At 54.8% G+C, this 21,547-nt stretch carries 20 protein-coding genes and 1 CRISPR repeat array; of the genes, 17 read left to right on the top strand and 3 right to left on the bottom strand.

Translation table 11 applies throughout. The features are described from left to right. Window positions 1-206: 206 nt before the first annotated feature. The 12 genes from TEU_RS08585 (at window position 207) to TEU_RS08530 (ending at window position 8,979) form a co-directional block, all read left to right on the top strand. Window positions 207-1,265 (top strand): hypothetical protein, encoded by a 1,059-nt coding sequence (locus TEU_RS08585; RefSeq protein ID WP_050003385.1) that lies wholly within the window; start codon window positions 207-209, stop codon window positions 1,263-1,265. A gap of 90 nt (window positions 1,266-1,355) precedes the next feature. Continuing rightward, window positions 1,356-2,330, top strand: a complete 975-nt coding sequence (locus tag TEU_RS08580; protein ID WP_050003384.1) for an archaeosine biosynthesis radical SAM protein RaSEA — start codon at window positions 1,356-1,358, stop codon at window positions 2,328-2,330. Between the two features lie 145 nt (window positions 2,331-2,475). Beyond that, window positions 2,476-2,745, top strand: coding sequence for a 2-oxoglutarate ferredoxin oxidoreductase subunit delta (locus TEU_RS08575; RefSeq protein ID WP_050003383.1), 270 nt, complete (start codon window positions 2,476-2,478; stop codon window positions 2,743-2,745). A 2-nt stretch (window positions 2,746-2,747) separates the two neighbouring features. After that, complete coding sequence (locus TEU_RS08570) at window positions 2,748-3,938, top strand: 2-oxoacid:acceptor oxidoreductase subunit alpha (RefSeq protein ID WP_050003382.1); 1,191 nt, start codon at window positions 2,748-2,750, stop codon at window positions 3,936-3,938. Next, window positions 3,938-4,792, top strand: a complete 855-nt coding sequence (locus TEU_RS08565) for a 2-oxoacid:ferredoxin oxidoreductase subunit beta (protein WP_050003381.1) — start codon at window positions 3,938-3,940, stop codon at window positions 4,790-4,792. Before TEU_RS08570 ends, TEU_RS08565 begins: the two co-directional genes overlap by 1 nt. Before the next feature lie 3 nt (window positions 4,793-4,795). Beyond that, on the top strand, window positions 4,796-5,308 hold the full coding sequence (locus tag TEU_RS08560; protein ID WP_050003967.1) for a 2-oxoacid:ferredoxin oxidoreductase subunit gamma: 513 nt from the start codon (window positions 4,796-4,798) through the stop codon (window positions 5,306-5,308). Beyond that, a complete protein-coding gene (locus tag TEU_RS08555; protein WP_050003380.1) occupies window positions 5,305-5,649 on the top strand; it encodes a DUF4258 domain-containing protein in 345 nt (114 codons plus the stop codon). The genes TEU_RS08560 and TEU_RS08555 overlap by 4 nt, the downstream gene beginning before the upstream one ends. Next, window positions 5,621-5,827: a DUF2283 domain-containing protein gene (locus TEU_RS08550; protein ID WP_050003379.1), complete on the top strand. Its 207-nt coding sequence runs from the start codon at window positions 5,621-5,623 to the stop codon at window positions 5,825-5,827. Before TEU_RS08555 ends, TEU_RS08550 begins: the two co-directional genes overlap by 29 nt. Beyond that, a complete protein-coding gene (locus tag TEU_RS08545) occupies window positions 5,824-6,972 on the top strand; it encodes a 2-oxoacid:acceptor oxidoreductase subunit alpha (RefSeq protein ID WP_050003378.1) in 1,149 nt (382 codons plus the stop codon). Before TEU_RS08550 ends, TEU_RS08545 begins: the two co-directional genes overlap by 4 nt. Beyond that, entirely contained in the window at window positions 6,972-7,817 is an 846-nt protein-coding gene (locus TEU_RS08540) for a 2-oxoacid:ferredoxin oxidoreductase subunit beta (RefSeq protein ID WP_050003966.1), read from the top strand. The genes TEU_RS08545 and TEU_RS08540 overlap by 1 nt, the downstream gene beginning before the upstream one ends. Next, the gene (locus TEU_RS08535; RefSeq protein WP_050003377.1) at window positions 7,814-8,365 is read left to right on the top strand and encodes a 2-oxoacid:ferredoxin oxidoreductase subunit gamma; all 552 of its coding nucleotides are present in this window, start codon (window positions 7,814-7,816) and stop codon (window positions 8,363-8,365) included. The genes TEU_RS08540 and TEU_RS08535 overlap by 4 nt, the downstream gene beginning before the upstream one ends. A gap of 140 nt (window positions 8,366-8,505) precedes the next feature. Continuing rightward, a complete protein-coding gene (locus tag TEU_RS08530) occupies window positions 8,506-8,979 on the top strand; it encodes a DUF192 domain-containing protein (RefSeq protein WP_050003376.1) in 474 nt (157 codons plus the stop codon). Here the strand turns inward: TEU_RS08530 and TEU_RS08525 are convergent. From TEU_RS08525 to TEU_RS08515, 3 genes are all read right to left on the bottom strand, one after another. Next, window positions 8,976-9,323: a 6-pyruvoyl trahydropterin synthase family protein gene (locus TEU_RS08525; RefSeq protein ID WP_050003965.1), complete on the bottom strand. Its 348-nt coding sequence runs from the start codon at window positions 9,321-9,323 to the stop codon at window positions 8,976-8,978. The two genes, TEU_RS08530 and TEU_RS08525, sit on opposite strands and share 4 nt — an antisense overlap. A 49-nt stretch (window positions 9,324-9,372) precedes the next feature. Continuing rightward, window positions 9,373-11,549: direct repeats of the CRISPR family, unit length 30 nt; unit sequence CTTTCAATTCTCCTAGAGTCTTATTGCAAC. Between the two features lie 456 nt (window positions 11,550-12,005). Then, complete coding sequence (locus TEU_RS08520; RefSeq protein WP_050003375.1) at window positions 12,006-12,566, bottom strand: Maf-like protein; 561 nt, start codon at window positions 12,564-12,566, stop codon at window positions 12,006-12,008. Between the two features lie 170 nt (window positions 12,567-12,736). Further along, window positions 12,737-16,327, bottom strand: coding sequence for an LAGLIDADG family homing endonuclease (locus TEU_RS08515; RefSeq protein WP_050003374.1), 3,591 nt, complete (start codon window positions 16,325-16,327; stop codon window positions 12,737-12,739). Between the two features lie 69 nt (window positions 16,328-16,396). Between TEU_RS08515 and minD the strand changes: the two genes are divergently transcribed. The 5 genes from minD (at window position 16,397) to TEU_RS08490 (ending at window position 21,521) form a co-directional block, all read left to right on the top strand. After that, the gene (gene minD, locus TEU_RS08510) at window positions 16,397-17,134 is read left to right on the top strand and encodes a cell division ATPase MinD (RefSeq protein ID WP_050003373.1); all 738 of its coding nucleotides are present in this window, start codon (window positions 16,397-16,399) and stop codon (window positions 17,132-17,134) included. Further along, on the top strand, window positions 17,131-17,871 hold the full coding sequence (locus TEU_RS08505) for an ATP/GTP-binding protein (RefSeq protein ID WP_050003372.1): 741 nt from the start codon (window positions 17,131-17,133) through the stop codon (window positions 17,869-17,871). The genes minD and TEU_RS08505 overlap by 4 nt, the downstream gene beginning before the upstream one ends. A 96-nt stretch (window positions 17,872-17,967) precedes the next feature. After that, complete coding sequence (locus TEU_RS08500) at window positions 17,968-19,407, top strand: asparagine synthase-related protein (RefSeq protein ID WP_050003371.1); 1,440 nt, start codon at window positions 17,968-17,970, stop codon at window positions 19,405-19,407. A 22-nt stretch (window positions 19,408-19,429) separates the two neighbouring features. Next, window positions 19,430-20,461 (top strand): glycosyltransferase family 4 protein, encoded by a 1,032-nt coding sequence (locus tag TEU_RS08495; RefSeq protein ID WP_050003370.1) that lies wholly within the window; start codon window positions 19,430-19,432, stop codon window positions 20,459-20,461. A 40-nt stretch (window positions 20,462-20,501) separates the two neighbouring features. Further along, on the top strand, window positions 20,502-21,521 hold the full coding sequence (locus TEU_RS08490) for an L-threonylcarbamoyladenylate synthase (RefSeq protein WP_050003369.1): 1,020 nt from the start codon (window positions 20,502-20,504) through the stop codon (window positions 21,519-21,521). Window positions 21,522-21,547: the final 26 nt, after the last annotated feature.

Raw genomic sequence — 21,547 nt, 5'->3', positions numbered from 1 at the left:
GCGTCAGTGTTTATTGTCAGGGTTCTCATATAGTTTTTCTACATTCCTTCATGCCAAACATAGCCCATTAACTGCATTGTGAAGGCAGGCAATATAAAACGTTTGGGCTGGCATGCCTGCTCATAGTTGGTCTCTGCTCCAAATGTGGAGGATAATGTTTTAATATGAGACCCGGTATTATATAGTAGACACTCGGGGTGATACATATGCGGGCCCTAAAATCAATCCCAGAGGTGAACAAATCAGAGCTTTTGGAGTATGCAAGGAAAGAAGGCGGTCTGATGCTAGTAGTAGCGGGCGGCAGACCCATTGCTGCTCTTTCCAACGGGGAGCCCGTGTACTCTCCTGTCGAGGTTCCCGAGGTGCTCAGGGACGTAACCCTCTACCGAATTGACAAGTGGGAGCTGCTCGATCTCATTCATGGGGAGCTTGAGCTCCCTCAAACGGCCGGAACCCCTTCTGAGGCTGTCCCTAGGGTTGTGGATTTCTCCATGAGCCTTGACCTGCCCCCGGAGCTTATGCTGAAGGTCGAGAACGCGGTTCTTGACTTTGTTAAAAAGCTTTCCCGTGGAGGCAGGGTGGCGGTGGCATCAATCAGGGCGGACGGCAGGGTGCTCCAGGGGGTTACCGGAACCAACATCCTGGCACTCAGCGTTTCTGCGGAGGGTTATGCCACTGAAGACGTCCCGCTGGATGTCATTGCGCGTGAAATGGGTGTCATCATCGAGAGGGCGGTGGGCTTTAAGACTCGCGTCCACGTGAAGGAGGCGAACTTCAGGGTCGTTCCCAGGCTCCCGCTCGTGAAGTTCAGGAGAAAGGCGGTGGACTTCAAGGGCGGAAGGATAATCGAGGTGTCCCTCCACGCCGGGAAAGGGGCAGGCCTGAAGATTGACAGGGCAAAGGTTGAGGCGGAGGTTGAGAAGCTCCTGAGGGAGGCTGGGATTTCACAGGAGTTCGTGGAGGCGGCAAAGGGGGACGGAGGCCATGAGAGCGGAGAGACAGACGTCGGGAAGATTGAACGTGAGGTTCTGAACCAGTTTTCGGCCGTCCGCGGGATTTCAGTGAACTGGGTGGAGGTCGTGAAGGCCCCCTCTGGCTATCGGGTCGTGGTCGGCGTGGACAGGACGTCCAAGAGCTTGAGCGACAGTAAACTCGAAGAAACCGCCAAGGGGGCACTAAAACGGGTTGAGGAGGGAATAAATGCGCTAGGCAGAGGCGCCAGAATCGAAAAGGCCTACATCGTTATCGAGCGCGATATATACTGACTTTTACTGACCTTTCTTTTTGGTACCCTCTTCACGGCGGGGCCTGCAAACCCTTAAAAGAGAACCCTGCAACGTGCCCTTGGTGAGAGCATGACATACTGGACAAGCGAAGACAACGTCGCCGGAAAGCCCGGAACGGCACTCTTCATAATACTCCCCACCATTGGGTGCTACCGCTTCAGGATTGGAAAGGCCTGCTACATGTGCGCTTACCCCACTGCCGCCCCGAAGGTGAAGTGGAGCCAGGAAGCGATAGTGGACTACGTGAGGGAAGCGCTGGAGAAAATCAAAGGTAAGAAGGGACCCTTCGCGGTGAGAATGTTCACCTCGGGCTCGTTCCTTGACAACGGAGAGCTCAAACCTGAGACGAGGAGGAAAATCTTCGAGCTCTTAGCTAAGATGGACAACGTTGAGGAAATCGTCATCGAGAGCAGGAGCGAGCTCGTCCGCTACGATGCTGTTAAAGAGCTTGCCGAGCTCGTCCCAGACAAGCACTTTGAAGTTGCAATAGGACTTGAAACAGCTAACGACGATGTAGCTGATGTCTCGATAAACAAGGGCAACACCTTCGCGGACTTCGTAAGGGCGGCGGAGATAGTACACGAAGCCGATGCGAAGGTTAAGACGTACCTCCTCCTGAAGCCGATATTCCTCTCCGAGCGCGACGGGATAGAGGACGCCAAGGAAAGCATAATCAAGGCCGAGCCCTACACGGACACCTTCTCAATAAACATAACGGACATCCAGAAGGGCACGCTCTACGAGAGGCTCTGGGAGAAGAACGAGTACCGCCCTCCCTGGCTCTGGAGCGCCGTTGAAGTCCTCATCTGGGCGAAGAGGAAGTTCCCGAACAAGAGAATCCTGAGCGACCCGGTCGGTGCGGGCTCAAAGCGCGGCCCCCACAACTGTCTCACCGACTACGACAAGGTCATTGGAAAGGCCATCAAGAAGTTCTCGGCAACCCAAGACATGAAGTACATCGAGAACCTGAAACCGGAGTGCAGGGAGCGGTGGGAGTACATAGTCGAGAACGGCCTCCTCGACTGGCAGCTGCTGACGTGGTGATTCTTCGGGAGGAGGCCCTCTTCTCCTGAAACTTTTGTTCTGAATACCCCCTGTTCCCGAATGGCCTCCTTCTGAACATCAATGTCCCCCCGCGAAAGCTTTAAATGTTGACAAACGTAAAAGGCCCTGCTAAGAGGTGATTCCCATGGCCGAAAATGCGAACACAGTCATTGAAAAAAACGGCTATCTCGTCGTCGGGAAGGCGGAAGGTGTCGTTGAAATTGACGTTGATACGTTTCTCTGCAAGGGCTGTGGAATTTGTGTCGAAATGTGCCCCAGGAAGGTCTTTGAGTGGAGCAAGGGGCTGAGCGAAAAAGGCGTCCACTACCCAGTTCCGGTTCATGCCGAAAAGTGCGTTAAGTGCAAGCTCTGCGAGCTCCTCTGCCCGGACTTCGCGATATCAGTAAGGTGGTGAGTATGATAATCCGCGGCGACGAGCCTGAACAGCTCAGGCTCATTCGAAAGCTCTACAAGCCCGGCAACTACTTCCTGCAGGGCAACGAGGCCGTTGCATACGGCGCGCTCTTTGCGGGCTGCCGCTTCTACGCAGGTTATCCAATAACTCCATCGAGCGAGATAGCGGAGACGATGGCGCGCGAACTTCCGAAGCTCGGCGGCTACTACCTCCAGATGGAGGACGAGATAGCGAGCATAGCCGCGATGGTCGGGGCGTCCTGGACGGGCCTCAAGGTCATGACGGCAACCGCGGGGCCGGGCTTCAGCCTCATGCAGGAGAACCTTGGCTACGCCGTGATGACCGAGACCCCGCTCGTCCTCGTTGATGTGCAGAGGAGCGGGCCTTCAACGGGCCAGGCCACGAAGGGAGCGCAGGGCGACTTCTTCCAGGCGAGGTGGGGAACTCACGGCGACCACCCGATTGTGGCGGTTTCTCCTATCAGCGGGCAGGACGCCTTCTGGGAGACAATAAGGGCCTTTAACATCGCCGAGAGGCTCAGGACTCCCGTGGTGGTTCTCTTCGATGGTGTTCTCGCCCACACGAGGGAGCTCATCAAGATTCCCGACGTTGATGAGGTGGAGATAACCTACCGCAAGCTCCCCCAGAACGAGGAAGAAGCTAAGCTCCCCTTCGGCGACCCGCACGGAGACGGCGTTCCACCGATGCCCCTCTTCGGACACGGCTACTTTACCCACGTCACCGGTTCGACCCACAAAGAGAACGGCCTTCGCGATGTCTACACGCCGGAAGTCCACGACAGGCTCGTGAGAAGAATCCACAAGAAGATAGAAGGGAACCGCGAGGTCTACGAGAAGTACGAGGAGCACTTCACGGACGACGCAGAGATACTGGTCGTCAGCTGGGGAGTGACGGCAAGGCCCGCCCTCGGAGCCGTCCTCAAGGCACGGGAAGAGGGCATAAAGGCCGGCCTCTTCGTGCCGAAAACGGTTCACCCGTTCCCCGGAGAAAGAATGAGGGAGCTCGGAAAGCGCGTTAGAGCCATACTCGTCCCGGAGATGAACCTCGGCCAGATGATACTCGAAGTCCAGCGTTTCGTCAACGACGACGTTCTGCTCAAGGGCGTGAACAAAATCGGCGGAGTGCCCCTCACAGTTGAGGAAATCCTGCGCGAAATAAGGGGTGTTGCCTGATGGCAAAAGAAATCTATTCCACTTACCCGATGGTTAAGTACCTCCGCAAGGAGGCCCTTCCCACTGCCCTCTGTCCCGGCTGCGGCGGTGGAACCGTCCTCAACGCATTTGCAAACGCCGTTGACCAGCTCAAGCTCGACCCGAAGGATTTGGTTGTCGTGAGCGGAATAGGCTGTTCCGCATGGATAGCCTCACCCTACTTTTTGGCAGATACCCTCCACACGACGCACGGAAGGGCGATAGCCTTCGCGACCGGCGTGAAGGTCGGTTTACCTGACAAGAAGGTCGTCGTGATAAGCGGGGACGGCGATTTGGCGAGCATAGGCGGAAACCACCTCATTCATGCCGCGAGGAGGAACATCGACATAACGGTGATTCTCGTCAACAACTTTATCTACGGAATGACGGGCGGACAGGTCGCTCCGACGACGCCCTTCGGCGCCAAGACAACCACAAGCCCCTACAGGAACATAGAGCACCCTCTGAACGTATCAGAGACCGTGGCCGCCGCCGGGGCGAGCTACGTGGCGAGATGGACGACCGCTCACGTCTATCAGCTCATCGAGAGCATAAAGAAGGCGCTCCAGGTCAAGGGCTTCTCCCTCGTCGAGGTGGTCTCGCAGTGTCCGGTCCAGTTCGGAAGGAGGAACAAAATGAAAGAGCCAGCAGAGATGCTCCGCTGGTTCCTGAAGAACAGCGTCCCGATAAGCAAGGCAAAGAAGATGTCACCGGAGGAGCTCGAGGGCAAGTTCGTCATCGGGGAGTTCGTCAACAGGCAGAGGCCCGAGTTCACCGAGGAGCTCAACAAGCTGATTGACGAGGTTCAGGAGCAGTTCGGCCTTAAGGAGGTGTGAATGATGCAGATTAGGCTCGCCGGAATCGGCGGTCAGGGCGTTGTGCTCGCGGGGGTAATACTCGGCGAGGCCGCCGCGATAGAGGGGCTGAACGTCCTCCAGACGCAGGACTACAGCTCCGCGAGCAGGGGCGGCCACTCGATTGCGGACGTCATAATCTCGAAGGAGCCGATTTACGACGTCATGGTCACCAGGGCTGATGTTCTCGTTGCGCTCCACCAGCTCGGCTACGACACCGTCAAGGACTCACTCAAGGAGGACGGGCTTTTAATCATCGAGACGGATTTGGTCAGGCCCGATAGGGACTACGTCGGCGCGCCCTTCACCAGAATCGCCGAGGAGACCACTGGACTTGCCCTGACCGTGAATATGGTCGCTCTCGGCTACCTTGTTGCGAAGACGGGTGTTGTGAAAAAGGAAAGCGTTGAGGAGGCCATAAGGAGGCGCGTCCCGAAGGGGACTGAGGATGTGAACATCAAGGCTTTCATGGCAGGCTATGAGGAGGGGCTGAAGTGAAGGTTGTCGAGGATAGGGACCACCCTAAAGGCAGAATCATAGTAATTCAGACAGACGAGAAAAAGTGCAAAATCCTGATAACACATCACGCACTTTCCCGCGCAAGGCGCTGGAAACTTTCCCTTGAGGAGCTTATTGAGGCAGTACTATATCCCGAAGAGGTTCTAACAGGACATCACGACAGGTTTATAGCGCATAAAGCAGAGAACGACCATATTATTCGGGTTATCTATGAGTACGAGCATGGCGTTCCCGTGGTCGTAACGGTGTATAGACCGTGTAAAGAGCGTTACTTTATGGGTGGTGGTGTTTATGAAGATAGAGTACTCGCAAGATGCTGACGTCTTGATTATCCGCCTTAGAGATGACGAAATCGTGGATTCGGTTGACCTTGGTGAAGGTGTCATCGCGCACCTGAACGAAAAAGGAGAAGTCGTGGAAATTGAAATACTCGACGCATCCAAGTCAGTCGACTTCAGGGAGCTCGTTCTCAGGATTCCGAGCGGGGTGGTAGCATGAGGTACCCGTTTCCCGTTGGTAAGTCAGACTTCATTCAGGGTGATGAGGCAATAGCAAGGGCCGCAATCCTTGCCGGCTGCCGCTTCTACGCGGGCTACCCAATAACCCCTGCCAGCGAGATATTTGAGGCTATGGCCCTCTACATGCCCCTTGTTGACGGCGTAAGCATCCAGATGGAGGACGAGATAGCGAGCATAGCGGCGATAATAGGTGCTTCCTGGGCCGGTGCGAAGGCGATGACAGCGACGAGCGGTCCGGGGTTCAGCCTTATGCAGGAGAACCTCGGCTACGCGGTTATGACCGAGACGCCGATAGTCGTCGTCGACGTCCAGCGCGGAGGCCCCTCAACGGGCCAGCCGACCCTTCCGGCGCAGGGCGACATAATGCAGGCTATATGGGGCACCCACGGCGACCACATGCTCATCGTCCTCAGCCCCTCGACCGTCCAGGAGGCGTTCGACTTCACAATCCTGGCCTTCAACTTCGCTGAGAAGTACAGGACGCCGGTGGTTCTCCTCACCGATGCGGAGATAGCACATATGCGCGAGCGCGTTTACATTCCCAGCCCAGAGGAGATCGAGCTCGTTGAGAGAAAGCTTCCCGCCAGCGAGGAAGAGGCCAAGCTCCCCTTTGGAGACCCGCACGGAGACGGCGTCCCGCCGATGCCGATATTCGGGAAGGGCTACCGCACCTACGTGACAGGCCTCACCCACGACGAGCGCGGGAGGCCGAAGACCGTTGATGCTGAAGTCCACGAGAAGCTCATAACGAGGATTTTCAGGAAGATACTCGACCACAAGGACGAGATAATAAGCTACGAGGAGTTCATGCTCGACGACGCCGATGTAGCAATCGTATCCACCGGAATCGTCTCGCGCTCTGCCATAAGGGCCGTTAAGATACTCCGCGAGAGGGGCGTTAAGGCGGGTCTGCTCAAGCTCAACACCGTCTGGCCCTTCGACTTTGACTATATCGAGGAGCTCGCGGAGCGCGTCAGGAAGATATACGTGCCCGAGATGAACCTCGGACAGCTCTACCACCTCGTCAAGGAGGGAGCAAACGGCAAAGCCGAGGTCGAGCTCATAGCCAAGATTGGCGGTGAGGTGCACACGCCGATGGAGATAGTTGAAAGGGTGGTGGGATGATGTACATGAAGTCCGCTTACGAGATTCGTGACAAGTACCTCAGAAAGGACATGCTCCCCACAATATTCTGCCCCGGGTGTGGAATCGGCAGCGTCCTCCAGTTCACTTTAAGGGCTATAGACGACCTCGGCCTCAACCAGGACGAGATTGTATGGGTGAGCGGAATAGGCTGTTCCTCACGTGTGCCCGGCTTCGTGAACTTCGACGGCCTTCACACGACCCATGGAAGGGCTTTGGCCTTTGCTACAGGCATCAAGCTCGCCAACCCCAACCTCAAAATAATCGCCTTCATGGGCGACGGCGACGCCGCGGCTATCGGTGGAAACCACTTCATCCACGCCATAAGGAGGAACCTCGACGTCACGGTTATTCTCATCAACAACTTCACCTACGGAATGACCGGTGGCCAGGTCGCGCCCACCGCCCTGAAGGGCCTGCGCGGAACTACAGCGCCATACGGCCAGTTTGAGAACCCATTTGACATAGCCGGCCTGGCCGTTGCCGCCGGCGCTAACTACGTTGCAAGGTGGACAGTCTTCAACTACCTCCAGGGCATCAACAGCATCAAGAAGGCCCTCAGCAAAGAAGGCTTCACGCTTGTGGAGTTCCTCTCGCCGTGCCCGATAAGCTTCGGAAGGAGGAACAGAATGAAGACTTCCCCGGAGCTCATCCGCTGGTACCAGAAGATAACCGTCCCGCTCGCGAAGGCCAAGAAGATGAAGCCAGAAGAACTTGAGGGCAAGATAGTCATCGGAGAGTTCGCAGACAGAGACAGGCCCGGTCTCGTGAGGGAATACAGAGAGTACATAAAGAGGGCCAAGAAGATGATGGGGTGGGAAGAATGAGGAAGGAAGTCCTCTTCAGCGGGTTTGGCGGCCAGGGTGTCATACTCGCGAGCGTCATCCTCGGCAGGGCGGCCGCTGTCTACGAGAACCTCTACGCCGTCCAGACCCAGAGCTACGGCCCTGAGTCCAGGGGCGGCGCGAGCAAGGCGGAGGTCGTCATAAGCGACGAGCCGATTGACTACCCCAAGACGCTCCAGCCGGACTACGCGGTCTTCTTCTCCCAGGAGGCCTACAACAAGTACCTCCGCACAGTAAAGGAGGGCGCGACGGTAATAATCGAGAAAGACCTCGTCCCCCACAGAGACCTTGACTTCGAGAAAAAGCTTAACGTCATAGCCCTCCCCCTGACGGAGATAGCGGAGGAGACAACCGGCCTCAGCTTGACGATGAACATCCTTGCCCTGGGACTGCTCGTCGGGATTACGGGAATAGTGAGCAGGGAAGCGATTGAACAGGCCGTCCGCGACTCCGTCCCGAAGGGCACGGAGGAGATAAACGTTAGGGCCCTCCACAGGGGGTTCGAGCTCGCTGAGGAATTCAAGGGCTGAGCCTATGAAATTTCTGCTGTTTTCTCTCATCTTCTCTCATGTCCTATTTCTCTTGACATCATGACTGCAGGACGGGCATCGTTTTTGTTTGCGGCACTCTACCAACAAGGCTTATTAAGCCAAGTTATGAACACAGAAACATGATAATCAACGAAACGAAGGGACGAGTCTGGCAGGGACACGTTGAAGTTGCTGACACATTCCTCAAGCGGTTTAGGGGGCTGATGCTTGTGGGCAATGTGAACTACGCCCTCGTTTTTGTGCTCCCGGTCGAGAGCAGGCTTAACGCCTCAATTCACATGTTCTTCATGCTGAGCGACATAGACGTAGTCTGGCTGGACTCCACGAAGCGGGTGGTGGACTTCAGAAGGGCGAGGAAGTGGCGCGTATATGCACCGAAGGCACCTGCCAGGTATATAATCGAGGGCCCGGTGGGGCTGATAAAAGCGCTCGACGTGGAGGAAGGCGACCTGATAAGCTGGACCCCCAGCGAGGAGAAGAGGGGGGCAATCCCCGTAAGGCTGTCCCTGCCCGACGGCATCTCGTTTGAGAAGGGCACCAATGGGGTGGCGCTCGTTGAGAGCGTCAAGGAGGTAAAGGCAGAGAAGCCTTAAAACTCCAGCTCGACCCCGTTTTCGTCCCCTTCCCAGAGAACCAGCCTTCTGAGCTCGACACCTTGGGGGAGCCTCTTTTTAACCTCCTCCGCTATCCACAGGGCGACGTTCTCGGTCGTGGGGTTTTCAAAGATGGTGTTCAGGTTCCGGTGGTCAAGCTTACCGACTATTTCACCCACGATGCGCCTGAGTTCGAGGAAGTCAATGACGTAGCCGTTCCTCATGGGGCCCTCGACTGCGACCTCAAGTATGAATGTGTGCCCGTGAATTTCTTCGGGTTCTCCATTAATAACAACCGCGTGCGCTGATTCAAACTTGAAGCGTTCTACCACCCTAGCTTTCATTCCGACCACCAGAGGGGAAAGGCCGCCCCTGCTGATAAGGGTTTTCCTCCTTTCAATTCTCCTAGAGTCTTATTGCAACTCAACCTACGACGACACAAGGGCCTTTTACCGCCGGCTTTCAATTCTCCTAGAGTCTTATTGCAACCGCTTCAAGGATAGAGTTCCCGCCGATTTCGCAGAACTTTCAATTCTCCTAGAGTCTTATTGCAACCTTTGCGCTCCACCTTTCACAAAGGTTGAGCTTAAGGACTTTCAATTCTCCTAGAGTCTTATTGCAACTTAATCTCTATTCCAATCCATTTTCTCCCAAGCTTTTCTTTCAATTCTCCTAGAGTCTTATTGCAACGTAGTGGGTTGGTGCAGTAAATGGGAATTGGAGAGTACTTTCAATTCTCCTAGAGTCTTATTGCAACTCAAGGTCTACGCCAGCAGACCGACCCAGGTAACTTTCAATTCTCCTAGAGTCTTATTGCAACTTGTCAAAGTAAACCTGCCCGTTCGCCTCGTCAACCTCACTTTCAATTCTCCTAGAGTCTTATTGCAACCTGGCGCCTGGCGAGGAGAATTGGCGCTGACTACGTCGCTTTCAATTCTCCTAGAGTCTTATTGCAACTGCTGAAAACTGAGACCGTCCAGGTTTCAGGATCTACCTTTCAATTCTCCTAGAGTCTTATTGCAACTTAGTTTTGTTAGTATTACTCTTTGTTGGTCACTTATCTTTCAATTCTCCTAGAGTCTTATTGCAACAGTTTCCCGCGGGGCGCATGTAACACTCTGTCAACCAACTTTCAATTCTCCTAGAGTCTTATTGCAACTCGCATCTGTGGGTCAAGGCCTTCCTTGTCTCGGAGCACTTTCAATTCTCCTAGAGTCTTATTGCAACACCACCGTGTTGTAGTCAACCAGCAGGACGGGAAACTCTTTCAATTCTCCTAGAGTCTTATTGCAACATACTTGCTGGTGTGCCCTCATAACAGTATCAACGCTCTTTCAATTCTCCTAGAGTCTTATTGCAACCGTCTCAAAGTTCGAATAAGTCTTCTCGTAAACCAACTTTCAATTCTCCTAGAGTCTTATTGCAACTTCCAGCGTAAACCCTCAGCGAAACCGAGCCTTCTACCTGCTTTCAATTCTCCTAGAGTCTTATTGCAACTTGTGAGGTATGAGATGTATGATCTGTTCAGAAAAGACCTTTCAATTCTCCTAGAGTCTTATTGCAACCCTCGTTGACGGCCAACTGCTCACGAGGAGCCCTTTCAATTCTCCTAGAGTCTTATTGCAACTGCTGATGTTCTTCGGCGGGCTGGCCGGCCTAGCGCTCTTTCAATTCTCCTAGAGTCTTATTGCAACCGCGAGCCATGTCGCTGGAAATGTGGGGAGTTACTTTCAATTCTCCTAGAGTCTTATTGCAACCTATTCGACGGTCTGGGGTGCTTTAACGAACTGGGCATCTTTCAATTCTCCTAGAGTCTTATTGCAACCGGATTGTCCTCCTTGAGGAGGGCGTGTGGAAGCCCACCTTTCAATTCTCCTAGAGTCTTATTGCAACTTGCGAAGGATATATATACCGGCAACCGAATACTAAACTTTCAATTCTCCTAGAGTCTTATTGCAACGAAGTTTACCCGCTGGTTATTGATGCTAATGAGATTTCTTTCAATTCTCCTAGAGTCTTATTGCAACAGGACAAGGAGGAGTACGTTGAGGCCCTCGTCGGAGCCCTTTCAATTCTCCTAGAGTCTTATTGCAACGCGCTTTCGTCCGCGTCCGCTTTTTCAACCGGGAGCTCTTTCAATTCTCCTAGAGTCTTATTGCAACTCCCGTCAAGGCTATCGCCTCCGACCGTCGCTCCGTCCTCTTTCAATTCTCCTAGAGTCTTATTGCAACTACGTCGGCTTCAAGAGAGCACAGCTCGCTTACCAGGTCTTTCAATTCTCCTAGAGTCTTATTGCAACAATCGCCGACATTCCCGAAGATTTTCTCACGTTCCTCCCTTTCAATTCTCCTAGAGTCTTATTGCAACTTCGAAAATGGAGAATTTTTGCAAGGGGCACTTTGGACAGCTTTCAATTCTCCTAGAGTCTTATTGCAACCGACCTCAACGAGCTCGACGACCTCTTAGAAGCTCTCACTTTCAATTCTCCTAGAGTCTTATTGCAACCGCTCAACACTTCTTCTATGAGTTCAGCGACCTGCCTTTCAATTCTCCTAGAGTCTTATTGCAACAGGGCGGAAAATCCGCCCATTCGTCCAGCAGAGACCTATAAACACTCAGATATTTAAGCTTTTCTGGAGACCCCTGCAAAAGCAGAGGGGAGGCACTCTGAATTCGGGCCTTGAGAAGTTCCCCTGTGCACCGCTGGGGCCATCTTGTCGTTTCTTTTCCTACATGGGTGAAAACCTCTCAGTGATTTCCGGAGAAAAGATAACACCCCAATTCAAAATTTTAGCCGTTTAGTTGCTCGAAACTCAAAAAGATTCAATTTAAGCAGGGTTTTAGACTAAAGCCCTACCAGAACAGCCCCGTTCAGCATTCCAGAGAATTTTCGTTACAAAATCCAAGCTAAGTTGTGACAATTTGTGATGTTCTTAGACCTACGAAAATCGATTTCCAGGAGCCTTATGTCGTCGAAACGGATAAAACATGGTCCAATAAAGCAGAAAATTCAAATCAAAGGGAGCTCATCGTGATAGAACGTCAAAACCTAGCTCCCTGAGCTTCCATATTATCTCCATCGGGAAGCCTACGACGTTGTAGTAGTCGCCCCTAATCCACTCGACAAAGAGGCCAGCCTTTCCCTGAATCCCGTAGGCCCCGGCCTTGTCCATCGGCTCGCCGGTTCTTAGGTAGGCCCATATCAGCTCATCGTCCAGCTCGCGGAACTTGACTTCGGTCGTGACCGAGCCAGTTATCTCCTCTCCCTCGCGGACTATGCAGTAGCCGGTCGTGACGGAGTGAACCCTCCCGCTGAGAAGTCTGAGCATCTCGTAGGCTTCCTGCTCGTCCCGCGGCTTGCCGAGTATATGGCCGTCAATGCTGACGACCGTGTCGGCACCGATGACCGTGCCGCCGACGCGCGAGTAGACCTCCCGCGCCTTCAGCCTCGCGAGCTCGACGGCGCACTCCTCCGGAACCGTGCTGGAGCACTCTTCCTCGATGTTGCTCGGAACCACGTGGAAGTCCGTAATGAAACGCGACAGTATCTCCCTCCTTCTCGGCGATGCAGAGGCAAGAACCAGCATCAGACCACCCCCAAACGTTAAAAGGAAAGGGCCCAACTGAGAGGGGCGATGACGACAATTTCGCTAGCTGACCAGTGATGAGTACCCTCGCAACCGAGCCTGGCAGTCCTCTTTTATATTCCAGTCCCTCAGATTCTTGCTGGGGAAAGTGGATATAAGAAAGGGAAAGCTCAGGTGCTCGCCCATATCGGTATGCCCGCATCGATGAGCCTCTTGAGCTCCTTCCCTATCGGCGTGCTCTTGCTGACCTTGACGAGGCCCTTCTTGCTCGGCGTTGCCGTGAAGACGTACTGCTCACCGCCGTAGAACTTGAGGGGCTTCTTCGCGTAGTCCGGCGAGACCCTCAGGACTATCGTTTTCTTCTTTTCCTCGACCTCGACGGGTATCTTCTCCTTGGGCTTCTCGGCTTCCCTCTCGGTGAAGCTCTTGACGTCTATGCTTATGCCTATCCTCTTTTCCAGCTCGGTTATGCGCTTGCCCTTCTTGCCGATGATTGCCGGAATGTCGAACTCGTCCGCGTAGATTACCGCCTTGTGCGGGCTGACTATCTCGACCTCGGTGTAGACGTCGGGCAGGAACTTCTTAATCTCCTGCTTGAGCCTCTTCTCGGCGAGTCTCAATGCCGGAGCCTTCTCCTCCTTCTTGACCGGGACGACGCTTACCTCTTCACCGTAGGTGTAGATCTCGTACTCCAGCTCGCCGGTCTCGAAGTCGCGAACCTCTATGACTGGCCTCGCCAAATCCTCCTCCTTCATTCCGCTCGGAACCTTGACGAGGTACTCAAGGGTCAGAACCTTTGCAACCCTTCCGGCCTTGATGAAGAGCACTGTATCTACTATCTGGGGTATCATTCCGAGCTCGACCCTTCCGATGAAGCGCTGTATGGCGTCAATCGGCTTCGTCGCGTGGACGACACCGACCATTCCAACTCCGGCCAGGCGGAGGTCGGCGTATATCTTGAAGTCGCTGGTCTTCCTCATCTCGTCGAATATCGTGTAGTCCGGCCTGACGAGGAGCAGTATGTCACCAGTTAGCTCCATCTTGCCGCTTAAAGCCGTGTACTGCGTTATCTCCTCGCTGACCTGCAGGTCTCTCGGCTTCTCCATAGTCTTCACTATCTTGCCCATGCTCGCGTACCACTCGGCCAAAGCCTGGGCGAAGGTCGAGTTGTGAACCAACACTGGAGTATTGCCAGCAATGAAGTTGTGGTTGGGAACGGTTATGTCATATACCTCGAACTCGCCCTCAACCACCGCGATTTCCTTGACCCTGTCCCAGAATATGTTCTCATCAAGCATGAGACGCAGGTGGGCGAGATACTCCTCTATGAACTCGGCCTTGGTGTAGTAATCCTCCACGGCCTTTTCGATGAGCTCCTTTAGTGTTGTAACTCTAACCTCTGCTCCCGAAAGGAACAGACTCAGCATCGGCTGAGACATTACGCCGTACGTCGAACGCCCTATCCTGTCAAAGATGCGAGCGAGCAATACCCTGACGTTATCGCTAAGTGATACCCACATTTTTGCCTCCCGTTCGAGCAGGCCTGTCTCTCTGTGGAACGCACTTACCAACTTAGCTATCGTTGAGGGCATTGGCGTTCTTTTGCCCTCCAGCCACAGCTTTGGCCCCTCCGGGTCAATTCCATTCCGTATGTAGAACTCTCTGGATACGCGAGAACTGATGAACTCAACGATTTCCCTCCAGCGGTTCAGCTCGTTCATATAATCTATGAGGCTCTTAGCGTCTCTCTCAACTCCAACGTAGTCCCTGTAAATCTGGAGGTATTCCTGGTAAATCCTTCTGAGCCTATCAGGGGAATACGAATTCTTGAGCGGGTTCTTAACTGGTCTCCTGAGAAGAAGTCCAAGCGTCTTTATGGTTTCCCCCGCTGGAATCGTGCCTGCGTTGGGATTCGCCTTAATATAGAAATGCCTTTCAAAGCCCTTAACCCTGAATCGGGGCCTAACGATTTCGTAAAACTTCCTGATGTCTTCTGAATTCTTAATGAGCACCCTGTAGTAAGTGCGTCCATTAATCATCTTCTCGGAGACTATCGAAGGAATTCCAAGGCGCAGGAGAAGATAATGAATCCCGTGGGCAAAATCCCTACTTGCGGTGGCTATCTCAAGCTCCTTACCGATGTAGCCGTCCCCCTCAAAAACCCCCTTGAGGAAGGCAGCTATTCTCCTCTCGTCCGCTCTGAGAACAAGTTTGGGAACCTTTATTGTTTTTGCCTTTTCTCTCTCGGGATAGCCAAGAGCCCTCAAGAGCTTTTCTATAGTCTTCGAGTTCCTAACGCGCAATCTTCCGGGTGAGACAAAGTAGAATTCCTCCTCGCTCACGTTAAACAGGGACTTCACAAGTCCCTTGAAGTGCTCCACAAGTTCCTCATCGAAGTTGTTGAATTCAAAGACACTCCCAGAGCCCTCAGCCCACATCATGCCGAGAAACTCGAAGAACTCCTCGTTGAGCTTGATAAATGGGGGTATCTCCCGAGAACTCCTGTGGTTTCTTCCCCTGTAAAACACTCCAACGGTCCCCTCTGGGATAGCCTTGTCTATGGGGACAGCGCTTCCGTCCTTGAGTCTCGCAAAGAAGCCCTCTCCAACCAGTTCGCCAACCCAAAGCTTCTCTGGAAGGTCAGACTTCACGGCGATTTTTCTTGGAACAGCTATCGGAGAGCCCACCTCAAGGTTGCCTGCATCCTCCCACACGACGAAGCCGTTCTTTATCGTTAAGACTGGGTGATTTGGACTGAGTGTTATCTCCCTTCCGGTAGAGGTTTTCAGCTTGATTAACCTTGTTTCTTTCCTCTTGTGGACTTTGGCAACTTCCTGAACATCAACCTTGTTGTGAGATAGCGTTATGACTCTCGTTCCGGGTTTAAGACTTGAAATTGGTACAAAAGTTCCATCTGCCAACAGAACTGGAGTTTCAGGGGGCAAACACTTACCCTCTCCAGGCGCTCCGGCGATGAGTATCCCCTCCGCCTTGTCCTTGAGCCTCTCAAGGAGCCTCTCGCTGAGCTCGTAGTCATCTATGCTGAGCTTCTTGACCGGCCTCACCGCGGTTATCTCTATCCTGTCCGCGAAGGGGGGTTTGGCTATGACGATACGGTAGTTCCTGAGCTGAACGACGGTAGCTCCTGGTTCGTCGAGTTCTATGAAGCTGTCGGGTTCTCTCTTCGCCCTCTCCACTATGTCGTCGGCTATCTCCTCCAGCTCCTCGTCGGTGAGCGGTTCGTCGCGTATCGGGACAAGCCTCCACTCACCGGGCTTTCCTTTCTTGGCGAGGGGTTTAACTCCGGCCTTGAGGTGGACGCTCATCGTGGTCTCGTCAAAGAAGTCCTCAAGGCGGTGCTTCACCCCGCGCTTGGCGGTCAGGTATATCACGTCTATGCCCTTGGCTATCGCGATGTCGCGCTGAACCTGGTCGCCGGTTATGAGGGTCGCGTTGAGCTCCCTGGCGGTCTCGCGCACCATGTGGTCTATCTCGCCGGCTTTAGCCCTCCTAATCTGCCAGAGCTCCGGCCTCTCGCCGTAGAACTCCAGCAGGATTTTGCCGCCCTCTGCCATCTCGCGGAGCTTCTTGAGCTCCTCAAGGCCGGTGTGGCCTATCGCCTTTCCTTCATTAGCCTGGTGCTCAATCTCGGCCACGACCGCTTCGGGAACCACTACCTTGACCTTCTCGTCAAGGGTTGAGAGGAACTGGGTCAGCCTGCCATCAACTATCACGCTCGTATCTGGAACGAACACTCTCATCTCTCTCACCGGTTTTCGGTGAGGCTAAAGGTTCATAAAGGTTTAGGCCAACATCAAATGGGTGAAAGAATGGGCCGGCTAATCTCCATCGCGAGCGGGAAGGGAGGAACCGGCAAAACGACGACCGCCGCGAACCTCTCAATAGCATTGGGTAAAATGGGTTACAAGGTACTGGCAATCGACGCTGACCTGACTATGGCAAACCTGAGCCTTGTCATGGGGATAGACGATGCTGAGAAGACTATTCACGACGTCCTGGCCGGCACGGCCGAGATTAAGGACGCGATATACACCACGAGGTTTGAGAACGTCCACCTCGTTCCCGGTGCCGTTGACTGGGAGCACGTCCTGAGGGCAGACCCTAGGGGGTTGCCCGGCGTGATAAAGCCCCTCAAACCTTACTTCGACTTCATCATAATTGACTGCCCCGCCGGCCTCCAGATGGACGCGATGAACGCGATGATGAGCGGAGAAGAAGTAATCCTCGTAACGAACCCGGAAATCTCGTGCATCACCGACACTATGAAGGTGGGGATAGTCCTTAAAAAGGCCGGCCTGGCAGTTCTGGGCTTCGTCCTTAACCGCTACGGCAGGAGCGACAACGACATACCCCCCGACGTTGCAGAGGAGGTCATGGAGGTCCCGCTCCTCGTCGTCGTCCCGGAAGACCCCAAAGTTAGAGAAGCGACCCTTGAAGGTATCCCCGTTGTTGAATACGCCCCTGACTCGGACGGTGCAAAGGCCTTCTATGAACTGGCTGAGACCGTCGTGAGGATAGCCGGCTTCAAGGCGAGGGTGATGGGATGATTCTGGCGTTTATAGGCACCGCGGGGAGCGGAAAGACAACGCTGACGGCCGAGTTCGGGAAGTACCTTGAGGAGAACGGATACTCCGTGGCCTACGTCAATCTGGACACGGGCGTCAAAAAGCTTCCCTACACCCCGGACGTTGACGTCCGCGAGGACGTGACCGCCTGGGAGCTGATGGAAGAGGGGCTCGGCCCGAACGGGGCGATAGTGAAGAGCTACGACCTGCTGATTCCAAAGGTCAGCAACTGTGCGGACAAAATAAGGGAGCTCGACGGGAAGAACGACTACGTGCTGATAGACACGCCCGGCCAGATGGAGACCTTCCTCTTCCACGAGTTCGGAGTAAGACTCATGGAGGCATTCCCCGACGCCCTCGGCGTCTACCTCTTCTCGCCCGAGATACTGAGGAAGCCGACGGACTTCTGCTTCGCGCGGTTCTTTGGCCTCATGATCGACCTCAGGCTCGGTATAACCACCGTCCCCGCTTTGAGCAAGGTGGACACTGCCAACGTTGACGAGCTGAGAAAGTACCTCGACGACATTGAGTACCTGACCACGAGGCTAAAGCTGGAGCCGTCCACCCAGGGTCTGCTCGCCTACAAGCTCTGTTCGGTGCTTCCCGAGCTGGCCCCGCCAACGAGGGTTCTCTATCTCTCGGCGAAGACCCGTGAGGGCTTCGATGAGCTTGAGACAGTAGCGTATGAGCATTACTGCACCTGCGGAGATTTAACGTGAACAATCATTCAAAGTTCCGCCAGGTTTCTGCAAACTTTCTCAAGTGGGAAGGGCTAAGGCTTTTTTCCTCGCCAGAGAAAAGGTTTTGGTGAGAGCATGTGCCTTATTGCGGGAGGAATCGGGGAGATTAGGGGAAGGCTCATCAAGATGGCGCTGGCAGGTAAACACCGCGGGCCTGAGAGCTTCGGTGTCTGGACCGACGAGGGGGTTCTCAAGTCTAACGACTTCTCAAGGCTAGGTGGGATTCCTGGAGGGAGAATAGGCGTCCTCCAGTGCCGGCTGGCGATGACCGGTTCCAAGGAGTTCACCCAGCCCTTTGTAAACGAACTTGCCCTCGTCCACAACGGCGAAATTTACAACCACTCTCAGATTAGGGCGTTCCTTGAGGGGAAGGGGGTCTCATTTGAGAGCGACGTTGATACCGAGGTAATCCTCAGGCTCATCGAGTTCCTGAGGGATGGGGGGCTGAGCGTCCCCCAGGCAGTCAGAAACGCAATGCGCTGGCTTGAAGGAGACTATGCCGTCGCTTTCTCGGACGGCGAGAGGATTTACCTCTTCCGCGACCCGATGGGGGTAAGGCCGCTCTACTTCTCGCCAAACGGGTTCTTTGCCAGCGAGAAGAAAGTCCTCTGGGCAATCGGGGAAAAGGCAGTTCCAGTCGAGCCGGGCGAACTCGTTGTTCTTGGCGACGGGGTCAGCCGGGCGAGGGTCTTCTCCCTTGAAGAGCTCAGGGGAAGATACCACCCCGAGGGGAGCCTTCTTAAGGGCCTTGGAAACGTGCTTGAGCACACGGTCAGGCTCAGGGGCGCCGAGAAGACGGGCGTTCTGTTCTCCGGTGGTCTCGACAGCACCCTCGTAGCTTACTTAGCTTCGAGACACTCGGACGTCATACTTTACACCGCCGGGACTGAGGACAGCCCCGACCTTGAGTGGGCGAGGAAGGTCTCAGACCACTTTGGCTGGGAGCTGAGGGAGAGGATTTTTACCCTCGACGACGTCAGGGAAGCCGTGAAAAGGGTAATCTTCGCAATCGAAGAGCCAAACCCGATGAACCTGGCCATTGGACTGCCCATCTACTTCGCCACCGAGCTCGCGGGTAGGGAGGGGACGAAGGTTCTCCTGAGCGGACAGGGTGCGGACGAGCTGTTCGGCGGCTACGCGAAGTACCTGGACAGACCTGAGCTCATGTGGGACGACATCCTCAACATGGCGGAGCGGAACCTTGCGAGGGACGACAAGATAACAATGCTAAACGGTGTCGAGGGAAGGCTCCCGTTCCTTGCTCTGCCCGTGGTTGCCCTCGCGCTCAGGACTCCAATGGGGCTTAAAATCTCCGGGGACGAGCGGAAAGTTATCCTGAGAAAGCTCGCGCTGAAGCTCGGAATCCCGGAGTGGGTAGCGAAGAGGGAGAAAAAAGCGGCCCAGTACGGCAGCAGGGCCCAGAAGCTCCTCGAAAAACTCGCAAAAGAGGGAGGGCTGTCCCTGAGGGAGTTTGCCGAGAAGCTGTTCCGCGAGGCGTTTCCAAACGCTTTTTAACCTTCCTTTCCAATTCCCGGACATGCGCGTTATAATGGTTGGCCACTACCCGCCCCACGGCGGGGGCGTTGCGAGGCATCTCGACAACCTGGTGAGGGAGCTTAGGGAGAGGGGACACGAAGTCCACGTCCTGACATACGGCCCCGTGAAGCCGAGGGACTTTGAGAGGGAGTTCGTGCACCAGGTCAGAGTGCCCCCGGTTTATGGATTCCGAGGGACGAGCTTCGCCTTTCTTGGGGCGAGGAAACTTGTCAGGCTCCACCGGAAGTTTAATTTCGACATCATACACGCCCATTTCGTCGGGACAACGAGCTTCGCCGGCGCCCTTGCCAGGGAGAGGCTGAACATCCCGTTCGTTGTAACAACCCACGGGAGCGACCTTGAACACACCGCGAAGCTGGCGCTCGGGAGGCTCTACGTCAGAAAGAGCCTTGAAAAGGCGGACGCGGTTGTGGCCGTCAGCCACTACCTGGCGAAGCTCGCCGAGAGGCTGGGGGCGGGGGAGGTCAGGGTAATCCCAAACGGCGTCGAGAAAATGGAAGAAGTCCCCGCAAAAAGGCGCTACATCACGTTTATCGGCGCCCTGCGGGAGTACAAGTCCCCGGAGACCTTCATCGAGCTCGCGAGACACTTTCCGGGGGAAGAGTTCCTCGTGGCTGGGGACGGCCCCCTAAGGGCTAGGCTCGAAAAGGACGCACCCCATAACGTCCGCTTCCTCGGCTATCGGAGGGACATCAACAGAATTCTGTCCGAGAGCAGACTGCTCGTCCTCCCCTCGAAGAGAGAAGGCTTCGGCCTCGTAATCCTGGAGGCAACTTCCCTTGGAGTTCCTGCCATCGGAAGGCGCGTGAGTGCAATTCCGGAGCTCATAAGGGATGGTAAAAACGGACTGACGTTCGAGAGCTTTGATGAGCTCGTTGATGCTGTGAGGAAAATGCTCGAACCCAAGAGAAACCGGAAGGCTGGGTGGATAGGAAGGCACGTCGCCGGGCTCTACTCGTGGAAAAGGGTTGCCCGGGAAGTTGAAAGCCTTTACAAGTCCCTCACGGGATAGGTTTTTAACAACTTTTTCCGGCATCTCGCTGGGTGGGAGCATGACGATTGTGATAAACATGCGAGACGGAGTTGACGAGAGAAAGATTAAGGTCGCTGCAAGGCTGATCCTCGAAGGAAAGCTCGTCGCGTTTCCGACCGAGACCGTCTACGGCCTGGGAGCAGACGCGCTGAATGAAGAGGCAGTGAAAAGGATTTTTGAGGCCAAGGGAAGGCCAGCTGACAACCCCCTCATCGTCCACATAGCTGATTTCAACGACCTGAAGAAGCTCGCGAGGGAGGTCCCGAAGGAGGCAAAGCTTCTCGCCGAGAGGTTCTGGCCAGGCCCCCTGACCATCGTCCTGCCGAAGAAGGACGAAGTCCCGCTCGTAACCACCGGTGGTCTTGATACCGTCGCTGTGAGGATGCCGGCCCACGAAATAGCCCTCGCTCTGATAAGGGCGAGCACTCCCGTTGCGGCCCCTTCCGCCAACATAAGCGGGAAGCCGAGCCCGACCCTCGCGGAGCACGTTGTTGACGACTTCTACGGCAGGATTGGGGCAATAATAGACGGAGGGCCGACAAAGGTTGGGGTCGAATCAACAGTCATAGACCTCAGCTCGGAGAGGCCAACGCTCCTCAGGCCCGGAGGTCTCCCCCTGGAAGAGATTGAGGCCGTCATAGGACCGGTTGAGATTCACCCCGCCGTCAAGGGAAAGAACGCTGACCTCGCGAGGGCCCCCGGAATGAAGTACAAGCACTACTCTCCAAACGCCCAGGTCATAGTTGTTGAAGGGCCGAAGGAAATGGTCAGAGAAAAAATCAGGGAGCTCGTCAGAGAGTACCGCTCGAAGGGCTACCGCGTTGGGGTTATGGCGACAGAAGAGTTCGAGGCCGACGAGTTCTACCACCTCGGAAGGACGGTTGAAGATGTGGCCAAAAACTTATTCAAGGCCCTCAGGGAGCTCGACAGGCGCGGAGTTGACGTCATAATCGCGGAGGGCGTCGAGGAGAGGGGCCTCGGCCTTGCGGTCATGAACAGGCTCAGGAAAGCCGCGGGCTACCGGATAGTCCGGGCTTAGGCAACCCTTAAATATTGCCTGGGTTA

It is taken from the genome of Thermococcus eurythermalis (assembly GCF_000769655.1).
Classification (GTDB): Archaea; Methanobacteriota_B; Thermococci; order Thermococcales; family Thermococcaceae; genus Thermococcus; species Thermococcus eurythermalis.
This window is presented reverse-complemented; position numbering and strand designations above follow the sequence as displayed.

Excerpts from the sequence above, each read along its gene's own strand:
- TEU_RS08585 (WP_050003385.1), top strand. The coding sequence starts at position 207 with ATGCGGGCCCTAAAATCAATCCCAGAGGTGAACAAATCAGAGCTTTTG.
- TEU_RS08580 (WP_050003384.1), top strand. The coding sequence starts at position 1,356 with ATGACATACTGGACAAGCGAAGACAACGTCGCCGGAAAGCCCGGAACG.
- TEU_RS08575 (WP_050003383.1), top strand. The coding sequence starts at position 2,476 with ATGGCCGAAAATGCGAACACAGTCATTGAAAAAAACGGCTATCTCGTC.
- TEU_RS08570 (WP_050003382.1), top strand. The coding sequence starts at position 2,748 with ATGATAATCCGCGGCGACGAGCCTGAACAGCTCAGGCTCATTCGAAAG.
- TEU_RS08565 (WP_050003381.1), top strand. The coding sequence starts at position 3,938 with ATGGCAAAAGAAATCTATTCCACTTACCCGATGGTTAAGTACCTCCGC.
- TEU_RS08560 (WP_050003967.1), top strand. The coding sequence starts at position 4,796 with ATGCAGATTAGGCTCGCCGGAATCGGCGGTCAGGGCGTTGTGCTCGCG.
- TEU_RS08550 (WP_050003379.1), top strand. The coding sequence starts at position 5,621 with ATGAAGATAGAGTACTCGCAAGATGCTGACGTCTTGATTATCCGCCTT.
- TEU_RS08545 (WP_050003378.1), top strand. The coding sequence starts at position 5,824 with ATGAGGTACCCGTTTCCCGTTGGTAAGTCAGACTTCATTCAGGGTGAT.
- TEU_RS08540 (WP_050003966.1), top strand. The coding sequence starts at position 6,972 with ATGTACATGAAGTCCGCTTACGAGATTCGTGACAAGTACCTCAGAAAG.
- TEU_RS08535 (WP_050003377.1), top strand. The coding sequence starts at position 7,814 with ATGAGGAAGGAAGTCCTCTTCAGCGGGTTTGGCGGCCAGGGTGTCATA.
- TEU_RS08530 (WP_050003376.1), top strand. The coding sequence starts at position 8,506 with ATGATAATCAACGAAACGAAGGGACGAGTCTGGCAGGGACACGTTGAA.
- TEU_RS08525 (WP_050003965.1), bottom strand. The coding sequence starts at position 9,323 with ATGAAAGCTAGGGTGGTAGAACGCTTCAAGTTTGAATCAGCGCACGCG.
- TEU_RS08520 (WP_050003375.1), bottom strand. The coding sequence starts at position 12,566 with ATGCTGGTTCTTGCCTCTGCATCGCCGAGAAGGAGGGAGATACTGTCG.
- TEU_RS08515 (WP_050003374.1), bottom strand. The coding sequence starts at position 16,327 with ATGAGAGTGTTCGTTCCAGATACGAGCGTGATAGTTGATGGCAGGCTG.
- minD (WP_050003373.1), top strand. The coding sequence starts at position 16,397 with ATGGGCCGGCTAATCTCCATCGCGAGCGGGAAGGGAGGAACCGGCAAA.
- TEU_RS08505 (WP_050003372.1), top strand. The coding sequence starts at position 17,131 with ATGATTCTGGCGTTTATAGGCACCGCGGGGAGCGGAAAGACAACGCTG.
- TEU_RS08500 (WP_050003371.1), top strand. The coding sequence starts at position 17,968 with ATGTGCCTTATTGCGGGAGGAATCGGGGAGATTAGGGGAAGGCTCATC.
- TEU_RS08495 (WP_050003370.1), top strand. The coding sequence starts at position 19,430 with ATGCGCGTTATAATGGTTGGCCACTACCCGCCCCACGGCGGGGGCGTT.
- TEU_RS08490 (WP_050003369.1), top strand. The coding sequence starts at position 20,502 with ATGACGATTGTGATAAACATGCGAGACGGAGTTGACGAGAGAAAGATT.